Source organism: Prevotella sp. CAG:255, from assembly GCF_000431195.1.
Taxonomy (GTDB): domain Bacteria; phylum Bacteroidota; class Bacteroidia; order Bacteroidales; family Bacteroidaceae; genus Prevotella; species Prevotella rara.
The window spans coordinates 71,761-89,741 of the sequence record NZ_HF986798.1; the positions used below are offsets into that span (position 1 = coordinate 71,761).

Genomic DNA, 17,981 nt, shown 5'->3' on the forward strand with positions numbered 1-17,981 from the left:
TATGACACAAGAAGTCAAGACAAACAATAGCACATTAGTTAATTCTGTATGTGCTATTGTTTTCATATTATTTACTTTTGTATATTTATATTTCTTCCAGTCTGATATTATTGCTATGGAGCAACATGTCTTGTCTGGAGGCATTACTCATTACAACAAAACCATAGGTGCGGTATTGCTTACAGTGGTACTGTTTCTTGTCAAACTTGGCGTGAGTAAGTTAACGAGGTTTGATGGATGGATTAATATTCTGAATTATTTGCCATCATTAATGTTTCTCGCTGTTTTGACATCCGGGAATCAGGATTTCGATGTTAGTTTATTTCCAACCAATGTTATAGTAATCGTATGCATTGTTATAATATTGTATGCAATTTTTGCTGTTTTGTCTAGACAGAAGTCAATATTCTATATTGATACGTCTTATACAGGAAGTTTGACCGGAGGATTGTGGAAGAGTCTTTTGGCTTTGTCTGCTATGTTGTTGATGGTATGTGCTTTGGGAAATACAAATGAGATTTTTCATTATCGTTTAAGGATAGAGCATTTATTAGAGTCAAATGATTATGATGATGCTTTGAGCGTAGGCGAGAAGTCTGATGATACGGATCCTGATTTAACTATGTTGAGAATTTACGCTTTGTCGCGTACAAAGCAATTGGGTGAACGTTTGTTTGAGTATCCTATACCTATAGGTGGTTCTGATATATTATTGCCTGATGGGGTGAATGTCAAATGTATGATGTTTCCTGAAACAGAGATATTCAAGCAGCTTGGTATACGAAAGATGGGAAAGATGAAGCCTCTTGAGTATCTGTTGTATCTGGAAAATCATGGTCTGGCAATGAAGTCTGTAACAGACTATATATTATGTGGTTATTTGTTAGATAAAAATTTAGATGGATTTGTGAACATAATTAAAAACAAATATAATCTAAGCTCACCTGCTTTGCCAAAGCATTATAGAGAAGCGCTCACATTGTATACACATTTAAGGTCGAATCCTGTTTTGGTCTTTCATAGCGAGATAATGGATGCTGACTATGCGGATTTTCAAAAACTTGAAGAAAAGTACAATAACAAGTCAGAGCGTTTTTCTTATGTTAAAGACACTTATGGAGAAACATATTGGTTTTATTACTTTTACCAATAAATTTCACTTGGAGTAGATGACCATCGTAAATGAAAACAGAAGGATACAGCATAAAATGTATCCTTCTGTTTTTTGTTTATATAATTATTTAGTTTTAATTTTTCGTTATAATAACTTTTATGCTGTCTGCTTGAAGTCTTGCCTTTAGCCAATCTGTGATTTTGCTCCTTTCGAGTTCTTTCATATTGGCTTTTGCTTTAACGCCAATAACGGCCAATGTGTAATGTTTAACCTTTAATGAATCTGTGTTTACATAACTGGCATTAGACAGGCTTATGTCGTCAACGTTGTCGAATAATGACTTAATTTCCTTTGCTACTGCAGGTGCCATAATGTCATATTTTGTATATTGGTCAAGGCTTTTCTGAAGTTCAGATATTTTTGCTGTTTCTTCACGAACCATATCTGAGTAGTTATCGTTAGATGTTCGCATATTTGTCAGTCTGTTGTTGAGCATCATTAATGATGTTGACTCAGAGCCTTGTATTACCTCAAGTTTATACTGCCGGATATTATAATTCTGCATTTCTTTCTCAGCTTTTGCAATAGCACTGTCTGACAGTTCCTTTCCTACGGCGACAACACGTAATGTGAGACTGTCGTTGTTGGCTTCATATGAAATAATCCTTGTGCCAGTACTGTCTAATTGTTCTTTTACAAATTTGCTGAGATTGCTTTTAAATACACTTGTTTTTACAATACTGTATGTCATGAAGCCTGCCGGTATCATTGTGGCAACTACAATGATAATAATGTATTTCTTTACTGTAGTTTGTCTTTCATGGTCGACAAATTGTTTTTCCTTGAATTTAAGCATTCTTACGCCAATATATGTGGCGAGGGCAATGAATACCGTATTAATAAAAAACAGATAGAAAGCGCCAAGAAAATAGAAAATGTTACCTGTGGCTATTCCAAAGCCGGCTGTGCAGAGCGGCGGCATCAAGGCTGTAGCAATTGCGACTCCTGGCAGCACATTTCCTTTCCCCTTTGTGGCCAGGGCTACAATGCCGGCTGCACCACCGCATAATGCTATAAGTACATCGTATAGTGTGGGGGATGTGCGGGCCAAGAGCTCCGACTGGGCTTCGTCAAGTGGTGTCAGTAAGAAATAAAGTGTTGCTGTACATACACTTATTATTGTTGCCACGAGATAGTTCTTAAGTGACCGCTTTAGTAATTCAAAATCGTTTATACCAACCGCTAATCCCATTCCAATTATAGGTCCCATAAGTGGTGATATCAGCATGGCGCCGATTATTACTGCGGTAGAATTCACGTTGAGGCCCAATGATGCTATGAATATTGCAAAAACCAGAACCCACAGATTGGCCCCGTGAAATGATACTCCATTACTTATGGCCTTGATTGTATTTTCTTCATCCTCTTTGTCGGGCATGGCATTAAAATACTTTTTTAAAAAAGCCATGATGCTTACAGACATCTTTTTTACGAATGATGTTTGTGAATCAGTCAGTTTTTCTTTTGTCATATTTTAAGAGATTTAAGTTTTAACTATTATAGTGTTTTGGTTGTATACGTAAACAAAGTTAAGTATTTTTATCCAATTATAGATGCTTTTTGTGAATAAATGTATAATTGTGTCTAATATTTTTTATTATGTAATATCGTTTACAGTTTGCATGCCAAAGGCTGAAGTGGAGAGATTGTTGTATTTTGGCATTATATTATAAATAATTTGCTGTCAGTGTGCAGTAAAATAATATTACAATATTAAATTGAAAAATAGATATTTTCTTGATGTCACACAGCATGAATCATGCTGAATGTTATAGCTTTTGCGGTGAAAGTAGTTATTATGTTTTATAAAACCAATGCTTTTAATCAATAAAAGCATTGGTTTTGGAGACAAATTCTTATGGTTTTGTCTCCAAAAACATGCGTATTTTAGCTGGATTTTATATGTAAGACATTATCTTGAATTGCATTATTGATATAATAATTCAGTTTAAGGTGTTGATTATGAGTCGATTACGCTTTTGTTGCGTTTTTGAGATTATTTTCTCAAATTCTTGATCTTTTATGGAAATACTTTACGCATAAAGCCTTAAATTTCTGAATTTTGTAAAGAAAGATGAAAGTGTGCAATTAATTTGTTCGCATTTTAGCGATAAGGTTATTGTTGATTATATTTGTTGTTTTTACCCCAAAGTTGTCCTTGGTATATATTGTTCTTCTTTAGATAGTTGACAAACTTATTTGTAAATTCGTAATTTTTTAATCCCCAGTCTGGCGCTATCAGCAAATCTTTAGGAGATTGTGATGTGAATCTGTCTATTATTATATTACTTCGAAGATGTTGTATATATTTTGCAAGCAATTCTATGTATTCGTCTACGTCATAGGTGTGGATTCCTCCTTGGTAGTATTCGTTTTCAAGTTTTGTTCCCCGTATTATCTGCAACTGATGTATTTTTATTATGTTTAAGCTTGTTTGGGATATAAGTGATGCTTGTTTTATATTTTCATTTGTATCCTCTCCAGGAAGTCCTAATATTATATGCCCTCCGGTTATTATGCCTCTTGAAGTCGTTTCCTCAATTGCATTTCTTGAACATTCAAAAGTGTGTCCTCTGTTTATGCGTTTAAGTGTATCGTTGTTGGCTGATTCAATGCCGTATTCAACAATAACAAACGTTTGCCGTGAAAGGCTTTGAAGGTAATCAAGTATTTCGCTGTTAATACAGTCTGGTCGAGTGCCAATAACAATGCCTACGATATCCTCTGTATTTAGTGCTTCTTCATACAACCTTTTAAGCTGCTCTATATTCCCATACGTGTTTGTGTATGCCTGAAAGTATGCCAAATAGCGCATTTCGGGATATTTGTTGCGAAAAAACATCTTTCCTTTTTCAAGCTGCTCCTTAATAGTTTTGTTCTTGTCGCAATAAGCAGGATTGAATGTGCTGTTGTTGCAAAAGGCACATCCGCCGTAACTGATTCTGCCATCCCGGTTGGGGCATGAGAAGCCTGCATCAACAGAAATCTTTTGTATTTTGAACGGGAAAATAGATCTTATCCAGCTGCCAAAATCATTATAAGGTAATGTCGTTTTTTTATTTAAATCTTGCATTGTATAATTACGCTTAAATTTTTGCCATACGGCATTAATATCTTTTAAATCAATTGAGATGCAAATGTAGTGAAAATTATGTATCTTTGTGCTCAAAATAATTTATAAAATACAATGAAAAGACTTTTTATTATGTGTGCGGCTTTATTGTTTGCTGCTAGTAATATGATTTCTGGAAATCTGCTTTCTTTAAAAGATGTTGCAGGCAAAACTTTTGCTGCTGAATATCTTAGTGCTGTCAGCCCCATGTCCGACGGAGACTGCTATGCTATGATAAGCAAGGACGGGAAGAGAATAATAAAATATTCTTATAAGACTGGAAAGCAAGTAAGTGTGTTGTTTGACGTAAACAATACTGTCGGTGAAAAAATTGACAAGCTTGAAAATTATATAATGAGCCCTGACGGGAAGAAGATGTTGGTTCAGACTAACTCTAAGAAGATTTATCGCAGGTCTTATACAGCTGATTATTATATTTATAATATTGCAGACCGTAAGTTGGAAAAACTTTCGGATAACGGCCAGCAGCAGTCGCCTGTATGGTCGCCGGATGGAATGAAAGTAGCTTTTGTACGTGACAATAATATTTATCTTGTTAAGCTGCTTTATGGCAATTCGGAGAGTCAGGTTACTAAAGACGGCAAGCGTAATGAGGTTATTAATGGAGTGCCGGATTGGGTTTATGAAGAAGAGTTCGGATTTAATTCTGCACTTACATTTAATGCCGACGGAAGTATGCTTTGCTGGATTCGTTTTGATGAAAAGGATGTGCCTACATATTCTTTACAAATGTTTAAAGGGCTTGAGCCGGAAATGACAGAGTATTCAGAGTATCCAGGACTATATTCGTATAAATATCCAAAAGCAGGCCAGAAAAATTCAACTGTTTCTGTTCTGAGCTATGATATTCAGTCGCGTCAGACACGCACCATGCAGCTGCAGATGGACAAAGACGGATATATACCCCGTATAAAGGCAACTTCAGATCCGCAAAAGATAATTGTTTACACAATGAACAGACATCAGGATCAGCTCTGTCTGTATGGGGCTAATCCGAGAAGTACAGTATGCAAGTTGCTGATAAAGGAATCAGTGCCAAAGTATGTGAAAGAAGAAGCAATGGCTAATATATTGATTTCTTCTAATCATATATTAATGCCAAGTGACCGAAATGGTTATATGCAATTATATCTTTACAATATGAACGGGCAGTTGCTGCGTAAGGTGACTGATGGCCAGTATGATGTAACAGATGTTTATGGATACGACGAGCAGACCGGTGCTACATACTATCAGGCTGCAGGCAAAAATCCTATGAATCGTGAGGTTTATGTTACTTATAAAAATGGCAAGACTGAATGTCTGACTTCACGCGATGGTTGGAATATAGCTGTGTTTAGTGCTGATTATAAATATTTTGTAAATCAGTGGAGCGACAGAAATACACCATATGAATATGGTATCTTTAATAATTCAGGCAGAGAAACCGTGTCATTGATTACTAATAGCGAGTTGAAGAAAACTCTTGCTGAATATGATTTGCCTTCAAAAGAATTTTTTAGCTTCAAGACATCTGAAGGTGTTCAGCTGAATGGTGTTATGATTAAACCTGCTAATTTTGATGCAAGTAAGAAATATCCTGTAATTATGTGGCAATATAGTGGTCCCGGCAGTCAGCAGGTTGTCAACTCATGGAATATAGGTTCAATGGGGCAGGGCGCTTTGCTTGACCAATATTTGGTGCAGCAAGGATTTATTCTTGTCTGTGTTGACGGCAGAGGTACAGGAGCGCGTGGTGCTGATTTCGAAAAATGTACTTATTTGAAAATCGGTGATCTTGAATCTAAAGACCAGGTTGAAACTGCCATATATTTAGGCTCATTGCCCTATGTCGATAAAAATAATATCGGTATATGGGGATGGAGCTTTGGTGGATTCAATACATTAATGAGCATGAGTGAAGGACGTAAAGTCTTCAAGGCAGGAGTTGCTGTTGCACCTCCTACAGACTGGAGATTTTATGATACGGTTTATACTGAGAGATATATGCGTACTCCAAAAGAGAATCCTTCTGGATATGATGTAAATCCGATTAAGCGTGCTGCAAACCTGCATGGCGAACTGCTTATTTGTCAAGGTTTGGCTGATGACAATGTTCATCCACAGAATGTGTTTGAATATACAGAGGCACTCGTGCAGGCAGACAAAGACTTTAAGATGAATGTATATACAAACCGTAATCATAGTATATACGGAGGTAATACGCGTAATCATATCTACAGGCAGATAGCTCAGTTCTTCATCAAAAATCTCAAATGAGAATAAATGTATGAATATAATAAACTAAAATAAAACTATATCGTATGAACTTTTTGAAAAACTTTAGGGTATTATCTTTATTTATGTTTGCAATGCCGTTGTCAGCGATGGCAGATAATGTTACTGTGACAGTTACAAATCCATATGACGTTCAGCGTCAAGAGCTTATAGAGGTTGAGCTCAAAGATGTTTATTCGAAATTAGGAATAAAGAATGGAGAAAGTTTTATTGTAAAGAATGCATTGGGACAGCAGGTGGCTTACCAGATCTCATATGACGGAAAGTTGTTGATTGATGCCAGTGTGCGACCTGCAGGGTCAGCAGATTTTACTATTACTCCAGGAACTCCTAAAGAAATGAAGACCATTGTTTGTGGTAAGCAATATCCCGAGCGTGTAGATGACATTGCATGGGAAAATGACCGTACTGCTTATCGTGCTTATGGTCCTGCCTTACAGCGTACAGGCGAAAAGGCTTTTGGAATAGATGTCTGGGTTAAAAATACGCCGGATTTGGAGGTTGATAAGAGGTATGTAACAGAACTTTCAAACCATGCTAAGATTGAAGAGTTAAAGAAAGCAGGAAAGACAGAAGAAGCTCATGAAATGGAAGAGGCAACAACATATCACTTTGACCATGGATACGGACTTGACTGCTATAAGGTTGGTCCGACGTTGGGTTGTGGCGCTCCTGCGCTTTTGTCTGGAGGGGAGATGGTCTTACCTTATTGTTATAAGACATATAAGATATTGGATAATGGACCTTTGCGCTTTACAGTCCAGCTTGATTACAACCCATTTTCTATAGGAGGTGACAAGAATGTTGTTGAACATCGTATTATAAGCCTTGATAAAGGTAGCAACTATAATAAAATGACCGTATGGTACGAAGGACTTACTAAGCCTTGTGATATGGTGGCTGGAGTTGTACTTCATAGTGAAGACACAAAGAGTGTAGCTTGTGGAGATAATTATGTGCTTTATGCAGATCCTACAGATAATCCGGCAAAGCAAAATTTCCAGATTTATGTTGGAGTGTTGTTCCCTAATGGTGTTAAGGCAACAAAAAAAATGATGTATGATAATCCTGTTAATGGAAATGCCGGACATGGAGTAGGGCTTATTACATATCAGCCGAATGAGAAATATACATATTATTTTGGCTCAGCATGGAGTAAGAATGATGTTCGCACATTTAATGAATGGAACTTACGTTCTAAAGAGTACTTGAAAGCACTTCATTCACCATTAAAGGTGACTGTTAAATAAAATTATCATTTTAATAACCAATCTTGTTAAATTAAATCTGATATTATGAAAAAACTCTTATTAGGAGATGAGGCTATTGCGCAAGGCGCGATAGACGCAGGTCTTAGTGGGGTGTATGCCTATCCTGGTACACCTTCTACAGAAATAACAGAGTATATTCAGAATTCTAAAACGGCAAAGGAGCGCAACATCCATCGCAGATGGTCGTCAAACGAGAAGACTGCTATGGAGGAGGCACTCGGTATGTCGTTTATGGGAAAGCGTGCTCTTGTTTGTATGAAGCATGTGGGTCTTAATGTTTGTGCCGACCCATTTGTCAATTCTGCTATGACTGGAGTTAATGGAGGAGTAGTCGTATTGGTTGCAGATGATCCTTCAATGCACTCTTCTCAAAATGAACAAGATAGCAGGTTCTATGCTAAGTTTGCCATGATTCCATGTTTTGAACCGAGCAGCCAGCAAGAGGCATATGACATGGTAAGGTATGCCTTTGATTATAGTGAGAAAATACATCTTCCTATTCTTATGCGAGTTACAACCAGAATGGCTCATAGTCGTGCGGTTGTTGAGATCTGTGATAATTCAAGAGAGCAGAATAATATCAATTATGATTCCAAGGCTGCTGATTGGATCTTATTGCCAGCTATGGCACGCAGGAAGAATGATATAGTTACTTCGATGCAGCCAGAACTGGAAAATGACGCTAAGAATAGTAAGTATAATCAATATATTGATGGCAGTGATAAGTCTTTAGGAATAATTGCAAGCGGAATTGCTATAAATTATTTGAATGAATGTTATCCTCAGGGATGTCCTAATCCTGTAATAAAAATAAGTCAATATCCATTGCCAAAGGATTTGATAAGACAGATGACTTCTGCGTGCGATTCTGTATTGGTTATTGAAGAGGGACAGCCTTTCATTGAAGACATGCTTCGCGGCATAATGCCTGGCAATGCAACAATAAAGGGTCGTCTTACCGGTGAACTTCCGCGTACAGGAGAATTAAATCCTGATCTTGTAAAGAAGGCTTTAGGTCTTCCTGTTGATGAATGTTATGCTCCAAGTGAAAATGTAACACCTCGTCCACCTGCATTGTGTCAGGGATGTGGACATAGAGATGTCTATTCCGCTCTTAATGAAGTTTTGAAAGATTATGAAAATGCAAGAGTCTTTGGTGATATCGGATGTTATACGTTAGGAGCTCTGCCGCCATTTAGAGCTTTGCATTCAACAGTAGACATGGGTGCAAGTATAACCATGGCTAAAGGTGCAGCAGATGCCGGCTTATGGCCTGCAGTTGCGGTTATAGGCGATTCAACATTTACGCACTCTGGCATGACAGGCTTGCTTGATGCGATTAACGAAAATGCAGATATTACGGTCATTATTAGTGACAATCTTACAACAGCGATGACTGGTGGACAAGATTCTGCCGGAACGAATAAGCTGGAAGCTATATGTAAAGGCTTAGGACTGAATAATGAACATTTAAGAACAGTTGTTCCTCTTCCAAAGAATATGCCTGAAATAACAAACATGCTGAGAGAGGAAATTAATTATCATGGCTTGAGTGTAATTATACCATGTCGTGAATGTATGCAGACATTGCAGAGACATTTAAGAGAAAAAAAGTTAAACGCAAATCAATCAAAATGAAAACAGATATAATACTTTGCGGTGTAGGAGGACAGGGTATTCTTTCAATCGCAACAATTATTGGTGAAGCTGCAATAAAGGACGGACTTTATATTAAGCAGGCAGAGGTTCACGGAATGTCACAACGCGGTGGCGACGTGCAGAGCAACTTGCGTATATCTTCTGAACCAATTAATAGTGATTTGATTGCAGAAGGTCAGGCTGACGTTATTATATCAATGGAACCAATGGAGGCATTACGATATCTTCCATATCTTAATAAGAAAACGGGATGGATTATAACGTCAAGTGTTCCTTTTGTCAATATTCCTAATTATCCTGATATGGATAAAATAAAGGAGGAATATTCAAAACTGAATAATGTCGTTTTCATTGATATCGAGCAGTTGGCAAAGGATAATAATGTGCCGCGTTCTGCTAATATGATATTATTAGGAGCTGCTCAAAAGTCATTGGGTATAGGATACGAAGAGATAAAGGCTGCTTTGGGCAGAGTGTTTGCACGTAAAGGCGAAGAGGTCGTTAATGCGAATATTAAAGCTCTTAATATCGGAATAAGTGAAAGTAAATAGAATTTCAAATTATCTGAAATATGAAAAATACACCAATAGACAAGGTTCTTGTTGATAATACAATAAGAAGTTTGGGCATACAGGACTTCGAAAAGGCTACGATACGTGAGGTAAAGTCTGTTGCTGCTTCTGTAGAAAATGAGTCTGGTGTGGAATTCATTAAGCTGGAAATGGGTATACCGGGCTTGCCTGCATCTGAAGTAGGTGTTAAGGCACAAATCGAAGCTTTAAAAAATGGTATTGCACACACATATCCCGATATTCAGGGATACCCTGAATTGAAAAAACAGGCATCACGTTTTGTCAAAGCTTTTATTGGCATAGATATTATGCCGGAATGCTGTGTTCCTGTATGTGGTAGTATGCAAGGTACGTTTGCAGCTTTCCTGGCATGTTCACAATGTGACCCAAAGAAAGACACCGTATTATTTATTGACCCGGGATTTCCTGTTCAGAAGATGCAATTGCAGGTCATGGGTGTCAAATATGAAACTTTTGATGTCTATGATTTTAGAGGTGACAAACTTGCTCAAAAATTAGAGGGATATTTATCTAAGGGTAATATTTGTGCAATAGTATATAGCAACCCGAATAATCCATCTTGGATTTGTTTTAATGATGACGAATTACGTATTATTGGTCAGCTTGCAACTAAATATGATACAATAATAATGGAAGACCTGGCTTACTTTGCCATGGATTTCCGTAAGCAGTTAAGTGTACCGTTTGAGCCTCCTTATCAGGCAACGGTTGCAAGATATACGGATAACTATATGCTTTTTATAAGTGGAAGTAAAGCGTTTAGTTATGCAGGTGAACGAATTGGAGTGACATGTATCAGTAACAAGTTGTTCCATCGTCATTATGATAATCTTGGGGCAAGATATGAAGGACTCTCCTTTGGTTATGTCTTTTCTACAAGAATGCTTTATGCATTATCTTCAGGAACAAGTCATAGTGCACAATATGCGATGGCAGGGATGTTTAAAGCAGCATGTGATGGCGAATATGATTTCAGAAAGGATATAAGTATTTATGGTGAAAGAGCTCATAAACTGAAAAAAATATTTACAGATCACGGCTTTTACATTGTATATGATAAAGATCTAAGTGAACCTATAGCTGATGGCTTTTATTTCACTGTTGGTTACCCAGGTATGACTGGTGGGCAATTGGCACATGAACTTATGTATTATGGCGTTAGTGCTATATGTTTAGTAACAACAGGTAGTTGTCAAAATGGTTTGCGTGTTTGCACTTCATTTATTGAAGACAGACAGTTGGAAGATTTAGAGCGTAGAATGGCTATCTTTGAAGAGAATAATGCCGTATAATTTCGCGTAAATTTTGATGCATCAGCCTTTCAAGTTTTGTATATTAATACATATTTGAAAGGCTGATATTATTTCAAATTGGGACAAGAATTTATATGTGTGAAAGCGTGAATTAAGTGAAAGTTACTTACCGATGCAGTTTTTAACTATACTTGATTATCAGTAAGTTACGTTCTAAACGGTTCAAGAGCGATATTTTCAGATGGTATACTTTCTTTCAGATGGTCATTTTAACGCATTTAACTTTTGTTTACGGTTGGAGTAATGGCTACTTAGTTGCTGAATAGTGTGAAACGTATTGTAAATCATATGTTTAGTATAATTACAATAAAAATGAGATGATATATTGTGAACGTCACGATGATGGATGTTGGGCATCAAAACCTCGTCATGACGCTATTCCTTCTTTGATGAAAGTTTCATCACACTTTCTCCAAAAGAAAGTATTGAATATATTTTCCAAGACTTCATCAGGTGTGATTCCACCGCCAACAATTTCAGCGAGGAGAAAGAGATATTCACGGATAGACTGGTTTTCAGATTACGGAAAAGACGAACGGCAGGTTCAGCTTGCATACGCTTGAAACCAATATGTAATTCATTTTTTCAGCAGAGAAAAAAGAGTTCACCTACCTGTTTTAGGAATGAAGTTTATAAATAAGTTTATCAATTCATATACATATATATGAGTTCTATTAAACTTGTAAACTCAATTGCTAATCCTGTTGTATGGCTGAATCAGTCAAGTAAGTTGAGTTTAAAATACATGTATATACATGGGTAAACCAAAACTTTAAACTTGCAATAAGCCAAAGTAGGACCGAAGTCTGCTTATGGACCGATAGGCTTTGCTTTTTTCTCCTTGCTGAAAATATTATCGTAACTATGGTTTTGGAGATTAGTCCTCGATGTAGATTATCTTCGGAAAAAATACCTATCAACATATCATAAAATAAATAGAATTTGTTATATTTGCATATTATATGATAAGTTGATATATGGTTAAGACAACGATGGGCACAAAGTTGCCGAGGAAATTAGAGCAGAAGATGCAAATAGTTGGTGAACAGATTAAGCTGGCCAGACTACGCAGGAATTTCAGTGTCGCTCAGGTTGCCGAACGTGCCACCTGTTCGCCTCTCACGGTTTCACGTATAGAGAAAGGCGCGCCAACTGTAGCAATCGGTATTTATCTCAGGGTACTTTATGCACTTCAGCTGGATGATGATATTCTTCTGCTGGCAAAGGAAGATGCCATGGGAAAGGCCTTGCAGGATTTGAGCCTGAAGAAGCGGGAAAGAGCATCCAAAAAAGAATAAGCGATGAAAAAGCTATATGTATTTGCCGATTTCGATTGGCTGAAAGAACCAAGGCTTATTGGAGAGCTGAGTTACGAATCACTTCGTGGCTCAGACAGCTATGGATTTTGCTATAGCAATGAGTGGTTGAAGGATTATGGTAGTCTGTTTTTTAGTGATGATTTGAACAATTATCCTGGTCAGCAGTACACGACTCCTGATAAAGATATATTCGGATGCTTTTCTGATGCTCTTCCAGACAGGTGGGGACGAACCTTGATAAATCGCAGGGAACAGATTCTGGCAAAGGAAGAAAAGCGTCCTGTGCGTAGGCTTTCTTCGTTTGACTATCTGATAGGAATTGAAGACTTTTCTCGTATGGGAGGTTTCCGTTTCAAAGAATCCATGGATGGAGAGTACATAAATGCAAGTGAAACCTTGCGTATTCCCCCACTGACAGACATACGGGAGTTGATTGCAGCAAGTTCTGAAATAGAGAAAAGCGAAGAAGAGAACCAACTTCCTGAAATGCGATGGATTGCACAGTTAGTACAGCCAGGCTCTTCGCTTGGTGGAGCGCGTCCCAAAGCGAATGTGATGGATGAAAACAAGAATCTTTGTATAGCAAAGTTTCCATCTCGCAAGGATGATTATGACGCTGGTCTTTGGGAACATTTCTCGCATCTTTTGGCAAAGAACGCTGGGATTAATGCTGCGAAAACAAGAGTAATCTCCACAAATGATAAATATCACACTTTGCTCTCCCAACGATTTGACAGACGAGCAGATGGCAAGCGCATACACTTTGCTTCAGCAATGACTCTATTGGGATTGACTGATGGGGATAATGCCAATACCGGCCATGGCTATTTAGACATGGTAGATTTCATACTTCAGAACTGCACCAATGTGGAAGACAATCTGAAAGAGTTGTATCGTAGAGTGGCATTCAACATTTGTATCGGTAACACAGATGATCATTTCCGTAATCATGGTTTCCTCCTGACTGCCAAAGGATGGACTCTTTCACCGGCATACGACATGAATCCGACTTTAAATGAATATCAGAGTCTGTTGATTAACAGCCATACCAATAAATCGGATTTGAATGAGCTGTTGGATTCTTGTGAGGAGTATATTCTTCCAAAAGAGACAGCCTGGCAAATCATCGCTGAAGTACTGGATGCTGTTAAGGAATGGCGAGCATTGGCCACGCGACTGGTCCTTGCGAAAAGTGAGCAGGATCGCTTTGCGGCTGTTTTTGAGAGACAAAATTCCCTTTAATGAACGTACTAACGTTGCATCGGAATTTGAAAGATGAGGATTTAATTGTGGTGTTTGATGGAATAAGAAAAATGTCTAGAGCAAGAACTGAGCTGTAAATTGTATGAATAAGTATTTGTTTGGTTATGTTCGATATAATTTATAGATTTAAAGTCATATTGTTAGAAATGTTTAAAAATAAAAAATATTATGGCAAATAATGAACAATTTCCTAGGTTTATTCCTGATAAACCAACCGGAGATGACGTTTTTGAAGGTCAATCTCAGACCAATCTTGCAAAGAATATTTGTGAGTATATTCGTTCTAATGATTTAGCATCCTCTCTTAGTACGGGAAAGATGCCTAGGATTATTGGCCTAGAAGGAAGTTGGGGATCTGGAAAATCTAATGTGGTAGAGAAGATAAAGAAAGACCTTAATGAAGAAGGATATTATACTTTCACATATGATGCGTGGGGACATCAAGAAGATCTACAACGTCGATCTATATTGGAAACTCTGACTAATACTCTTATAGAGAAAAATATTCTAAGGGGAAAGGTTACCATAAAAATGCGAAACGGAAAAGAAAATTTGGCAGAGTGGAAAGATCAACTTTCACTATTACTATCTAATAAAACAACCACAATTATCAGATCTCAGCCGAAACTTTCTGGAGCCGCAATTTGTGGTATTATATTAATTGGCTTATTTGCTATATTGAATATTGTAATTGGACAAATGCTTGACGGGGATGATTTTAAATTATGTCTAGGTTGGGCTATTTTTATAGAAAGTATCCCGATTATTATAGGAGTTGGATTGGCTACATATTTTCGAATAATTGATAAAAATTGGGATCGAGTGATTACTCTCTTGACACAAAATGAAGACAATAAAGTGGATGAACAATTTACATCAAGTGAAGAACCCTCAGTAATGGAGTTTAAGAACTGGATGCATGCTATTTCGTCTCATCTTGGTAATGCAAAAAAATATAAGATAAAGAAGGTTATTATTGTTTTTGATAATATGGACAGACTGCCTTCTGAAAAGGTTATGCAGCTATGGTCTGCTATATATACATTCTTTGCTGGTAGTGAATTTGAAAATATATGGACAATTATACCATATGATTACAGGCATTTATGTGATGCTATTTATGAACGTGGAAATGATGACGATATTAAAGATAAGTCTAAATTCAAACGTTTCATTAATAAGACATTTCCCGTCGTATATACGGTTCCACAACCAGTAATAACTGATTACAATAAGTTATTTAACAAATACTTTGAGGATGCCTTTGGTAAAGAAGAACACGATCAAAAACACATATGTCAGGTATTTATGCTGTTTCATATTAATCCCAATCCTAGAACTGTAATATCATTTATTAACGAGCTTGTAACAATGCGTTTCCAATGGCCTGACAAAGAATACAGACTACAGAATATTGCTCTATTTGTCCTTAAAAAGGATCAACTTTTGTATGGAGGTAAATCTTTAGATGAGAATTTGCTGAGTGATGAATTGTTTAAAGATATATCTTCCTTCTATCCAGACCAAGAGTCTGTTAGAACTCAACTATGTCAATTTGCCTATGGGTTGCATGATAAATCATTAGCCGGAGAGTTGCCTTTAAGAAGATTGTTATCCGCAGCTATTAAGTCCGGTGATTCTTTGATTAACTTTGTTGACAAACCACATTTTATATCAGTTTTGGAGAATCTTCTTGCAAAAGAAGTGACGACAGAGTCACTTGACAAAGCGGTAAAAAGTTTGTCTACATTGGAAATTAATAGTTTATTAGAAGAAGATAAGGAAGTGATTCAGAAGAAATGGGATAGGTTGGCAAATATCAGATCTGTGGCACCATGCAATAGCATGCAATTTGATGAAACACTTGAAACTATCATCTATCATGCAACTGATTTGCGAGTAAGAAACATGTGTATATCATATGTAAAAGCCATTCAGAAGTGCAAGTTTGAGACAGGTTCCGCTTACTTTAATGTCTTAAACAAACTTAAGACCTGTTTGGAGGAGTCAGGTAAGGAGGTTAAGTTTGAAGATGTTATAAGACCTATTATACTTGAACCTAAACATTTTGTTGAGTTTGTTGTAGCTGCTGGAAAGAGCTATAATATATATAAAATTAGTGCTACTAATGAAAGTCTCAACGAATATGTATTTTCAGAAATAGAGAAAGGAACAGAAAAGATAGATGAATTTGTCGAATTGATATATAAAGATGATACATATGATTTATCAGATTTAAGAACTAAAATATCTAATATTATAAAGGCTGAAACTGATATTAAGGAGCCTAGAATTGTATCTTATGTAAACAGACTGCTTGATGAAGGTGATGGAATAATTACAACTCGTTTTACAAGTAATTTTATCACTCAGACTATTCAGAAAATAGATGCAACATCTACTGCAAATATAGAAAAACGAGGTGTCGAAGACTTATTTGCTATGTCATTAGCTGACGGGCATGATATTGCCAATATAAATGATACAATAATACCTCGAATCGCAGATTGTTTTGAGAAATATCTGGATTATAGTTTTCTGCTTAAACAATATGGGAATCAAGCTTCCGCGTATAGATTACTGAACATTTATGCTATAAAAAATAAATTGGGCCAAACAATTGATGTTGAATATACAGTTAAAAACATCATGGTGATTAAACAAAATTTTGGATTAGATTATTCTGAGCTATTCTCACATTTTAATAGGTGGGAACCAGAATGGAGTAATGAAGATGAAGCTCAATATTCCTCATATTGCTTGCAAGATTTGTTCAATATTTATAAAGAATATCCAGGCCTACTAACAAATAGCATAATAAATTTAGGTGTAAGGGCATTTAAGAAGCAATCCAAAGGCTTTTTATATAGATCTAATGGAAGTCTTAATATATATTGGAGCCAGTTTATTCAAACGTTTTTGGGAACAGATTTTTTGCCTGAATTTACAGATAATTTGTATGAAGAACTGAAAAGTCTATTGGATAAGGTCATAAATACAAATCGCGTAGAACATCAGGCTTTGTTGAATAAATTATTATCTGCCCATAAGGATATGTCGATATTGACTGAATATCTTCATGATAAGTTAAATAATACTTTCGCAAAGCAACAGTATCAACTTTGCGTATTTAAAGTATTTGGAGAATTGTTACCAAAGTTAGGCTCGGATATGGATAATAATACAGCACGAGGTCTTATATCAAATTTCATTAATCCGGCAGTGACTGATAAAGAATGTGCTCAGATTATTGTTAAACACAAAGACTTCTACTTTGGTATAATGGCGCATTGCAAGGAAATGTGTCAAGATATTCTTAATAGTATGAGAACTAATACAGCAGTAAAAGATGTTTATTCTACTGTTGCTAGAGATATTGATGTGCTTATTGTTTCCGATAATAAAAAATCTTAGTTGAAGACTCCTCTAAAATAATGGGCAATAGAAAATGAATTATTCATATTTCTTTGCCCATCTTTTTTCATGTAAAAGTTATTAATATCGTAAAGTTACCATTGGTCGTCTGTAAACTGAGTTAGAAAAGCATGTATATATACTTTAAACTTGCAATAAGCCAAAGTGGACCGAAGTCCGCTCTTGGACAGGATTGCTTTTGCCCTTCTTTTTTCCTTTGCTGAGTTTACACCTTTTCATCACTCACAAGAGTGTCATCAACCTTGTTGTGGTTCACCTCTGGACTCCATCCTCTTGAATAGCTTCCGTGTTCAGGCCTTTTGATACAGAGGCCGGAGATCCGTGTATCTCTTCTATGCCATGCCAGGTTCTTGGTGAAGTACGGGAGTTATTGCTCTTATAATGTCCGGATTGCTTGCCATGGAACTGTGAAACCTGTCGAGTCTGAATGTGAAAGCAGCATCCTTTACCATGACTGGCACACAAGAATATCAGGCCATTACCTTCATCTCTCATTCTGGACGAAGCTGTGACACTTACTTTTTCCTGTTGCGAAGTTAGTGCA

General features: G+C 36.7%; 11 protein-coding genes. 9 read left to right on the forward strand and 2 right to left on the reverse strand.

Going from position 1 to position 17,981, the window contains the following annotated elements:
* The first annotated feature begins 1 nt into the window (after nucleotide 1).
* Entirely contained in the window at nucleotides 2-1,153 is a 1,152-nt protein-coding gene (locus QVO66_RS04990) for a DUF6057 family protein (protein WP_021854318.1), read from the forward strand.
* A gap of 94 nt (nucleotides 1,154-1,247) precedes the next feature.
* Here QVO66_RS04990 and QVO66_RS04995 read toward each other — a convergent pair whose 3' ends face one another.
* Together QVO66_RS04995 and QVO66_RS05000 are read right to left on the reverse strand one after the other, a co-directional pair.
* Nucleotides 1,248-2,645 (reverse strand): TIGR00341 family protein, encoded by a 1,398-nt coding sequence (locus QVO66_RS04995; protein WP_021854319.1) that lies wholly within the window; start codon nucleotides 2,643-2,645, stop codon nucleotides 1,248-1,250.
* 645 nt (nucleotides 2,646-3,290) lie between these two features.
* On the reverse strand, nucleotides 3,291-4,247 hold the full coding sequence (locus QVO66_RS05000; protein WP_021854320.1) for a TIGR01212 family radical SAM protein: 957 nt from the start codon (nucleotides 4,245-4,247) through the stop codon (nucleotides 3,291-3,293).
* Between the two features lie 114 nt (nucleotides 4,248-4,361).
* Between QVO66_RS05000 and QVO66_RS05005 the strand changes: the two genes are divergently transcribed.
* The 8 genes from QVO66_RS05005 (at nucleotide 4,362) to QVO66_RS05040 (ending at nucleotide 17,416) form a co-directional block, all read left to right on the forward strand.
* The gene (locus QVO66_RS05005; RefSeq protein WP_288172613.1) at nucleotides 4,362-6,566 is read left to right on the forward strand and encodes a S9 family peptidase; all 2,205 of its coding nucleotides are present in this window, start codon (nucleotides 4,362-4,364) and stop codon (nucleotides 6,564-6,566) included.
* Between the two features lie 44 nt (nucleotides 6,567-6,610).
* Nucleotides 6,611-7,834 carry a DUF4861 domain-containing protein gene (locus QVO66_RS05010; RefSeq protein ID WP_021854322.1) on the forward strand — a complete coding sequence of 408 codons (1,224 nt, stop codon included), beginning with the start codon at nucleotides 6,611-6,613 and terminating at the stop codon, nucleotides 7,832-7,834.
* Between the two features lie 45 nt (nucleotides 7,835-7,879).
* Nucleotides 7,880-9,493, forward strand: a complete 1,614-nt coding sequence (locus tag QVO66_RS05015) for a thiamine pyrophosphate-dependent enzyme (protein ID WP_021854323.1) — start codon at nucleotides 7,880-7,882, stop codon at nucleotides 9,491-9,493.
* Nucleotides 9,490-10,065, forward strand: a complete 576-nt coding sequence (locus tag QVO66_RS05020) for an indolepyruvate oxidoreductase subunit beta (protein WP_021854324.1) — start codon at nucleotides 9,490-9,492, stop codon at nucleotides 10,063-10,065. Before QVO66_RS05015 ends, QVO66_RS05020 begins: the two co-directional genes overlap by 4 nt.
* 20 nt (nucleotides 10,066-10,085) lie before the next feature.
* On the forward strand, nucleotides 10,086-11,399 hold the full coding sequence (locus QVO66_RS05025) for an aminotransferase class I/II-fold pyridoxal phosphate-dependent enzyme (RefSeq protein ID WP_021854325.1): 1,314 nt from the start codon (nucleotides 10,086-10,088) through the stop codon (nucleotides 11,397-11,399).
* 998 nt (nucleotides 11,400-12,397) lie between these two features.
* Entirely contained in the window at nucleotides 12,398-12,718 is a 321-nt protein-coding gene (locus QVO66_RS05030) for a helix-turn-helix domain-containing protein (protein ID WP_021854326.1), read from the forward strand.
* Nucleotides 12,719-12,721: 3 nt separating this feature from the next.
* Complete coding sequence (locus QVO66_RS05035; protein WP_021854327.1) at nucleotides 12,722-13,981, forward strand: type II toxin-antitoxin system HipA family toxin; 1,260 nt, start codon at nucleotides 12,722-12,724, stop codon at nucleotides 13,979-13,981.
* Between the two features lie 189 nt (nucleotides 13,982-14,170).
* On the forward strand, nucleotides 14,171-17,416 hold the full coding sequence (locus QVO66_RS05040) for a P-loop NTPase fold protein (protein ID WP_021854328.1): 3,246 nt from the start codon (nucleotides 14,171-14,173) through the stop codon (nucleotides 17,414-17,416).
* Nucleotides 17,417-17,981: the final 565 nt, after the last annotated feature.